Origin of the sequence: Gluconobacter sp. GP1, assembly GCF_032913585.1 — a bacterium.
GTDB lineage: Bacteria > Pseudomonadota > Alphaproteobacteria > Acetobacterales > Acetobacteraceae > Gluconobacter > Gluconobacter cerinus.
This window is the reverse complement of the sequence record NZ_JASGXC010000034.1, coordinates 1-1367: the sequence shown is the minus strand read 5'-3', so window position 1 is coordinate 1367 and position 1367 is coordinate 1. Positions and strand designations below refer to the sequence as shown.

The following is a 1367-nucleotide window of genomic DNA, read 5'->3' as shown; positions in this document are numbered from 1 at the left end:
GGCGGCTGCGTCCGGGTTCGGAAATCCGTCTCCGCCGCCTGCCGGTCCGAATAGGGGCCGTGCCAGTGCTCGGCGGCTTCTTTCGGCCAGAACGACGTCACGCGCAGATAGACACGCCCATCCGGTGCAACGCCAAGATGGACCTTGCGACGATCCAGAAGGCAGGTCTCGATCTGGAGAAGGCTTTCATCGACCATGGAAAACTCGCTCATCTTTTGAACCGTAGGATCTGGCAGGGGAGACCTGGTCCGCTCCCCTGCATTGGCCTCAGGCCGCCAGTTGGTCCGCCTGTGGGGCCGCACTCAGGACGGCGGCGGCCAGGGCAGGATGCTGGTGGGCGCGATAGCGCGACACCAGAGCGTCGCGGGTCTCGCAGCCCAAAGCGGCCGTAGGCGCGCCTTTGGTTTCGAGACTGGCTGCGACTTCCGCGGCCCATCCCTTGAAGCCAAGATGGCCGTCGTCAGACAGGCGTTCGGCCTCGGTGAGCGAGACCTCGCGCGGCTCTGCACCGTCCATGCGGAATGGCGTGTACCGTGTTCCCCATGAGGCCACACCTGCCGTGCCCTCGTGGGGAACCGGGTCTGCAATCGTGGTTTCCAGCCATTCAGAGGTGCCAAGCGCCTCGGAATCGTAAGCCGCGTCGAAACCGCGTGGCTTGCGGCTGCCACGATTGACCGTGATCATGATCTTGAACGACCGACCAGGGTGCTGAAGGGCGGTATCGCGGCCGAAACTCAGAATGAGCGGCTTGAGGCGATCCACCGACTTCGCCTCGACAACGCGCCGCTCTCCCAGATGGGACATGAGCGCCATCGTGGTGCTGGTGAAATAGCCCTCACGCTTTGCGGTGGCAGGCGTCGCACTGAGTGTAAAGAAAGCCATGTCGATCTCCAGATATGACAAAGGCCGCCTCGCGGCGGCCTGGAAGAACTGTGAAGGGGCGAGGTGGGGTCAGAAGACGTATTCGGCGCTGCCGAACACCTCCTGCCAGGGGCTCCGGCTCTTGGAGTGACAATCCGTCACGTCGTCATAGAACCCGGATCTGAAGCGCTTTCTGATGTCGGAAACGGTCTGGTGTTCCGTATCGTCCAGCGGAGCGTCGCAGCTGATCGACACCGACCCGTAGGAGGTTTTGCGCACCCGGAATTTGTGGTTTGGCAGGGCGGCTTTCAGCAGGCGGCGGATGTTCTTTCCTGCCAGCACCCCGCTCTGGTCCGATCCCTGCTCGAGATGGGCGTACTCGGGATCGGTGCGCAGGCGCTCGATTTCGGCCGCGTGCGCTGCCTCGGCCTGCTCCTTCTGCGCCTGCTTTTCAGCACGGCACGCTTCGGCATGAGCGCGCAGCTGCGCAATTTCCTCAGGCTCAG

Annotated in this window: 2 protein-coding genes and 1 pseudogene; all 3 read right to left on the bottom strand. The window is 63.4% G+C overall.

What is annotated here, in order from left to right; all coding sequences use genetic code 11:
• Positions 1-212: pseudogene (locus tag R5H23_RS17160) on the bottom strand (hypothetical protein); the annotation flags it as partial.
• A 55-nt stretch (positions 213-267) separates the two neighbouring features.
• Positions 268-882, bottom strand: a complete 615-nt coding sequence (locus tag R5H23_RS17155; RefSeq protein WP_317216116.1) for a hypothetical protein — start codon at positions 880-882, stop codon at positions 268-270.
• Positions 883-951: 69 nt separating this feature from the next.
• A partial coding sequence (locus R5H23_RS17150; protein WP_317216115.1) for an LPD29 domain-containing protein occupies positions 952-1367 on the bottom strand: 416 nt, incomplete at its 5' end.

What these genes read in the sequence shown, in the direction of transcription:
- R5H23_RS17155 (WP_317216116.1), bottom strand. Translation starts at nt 882, where the DNA reads ATGGCTTTCTTTACACTCAGTGCGACGCCTGCCACCGCAAAGCGTGAG.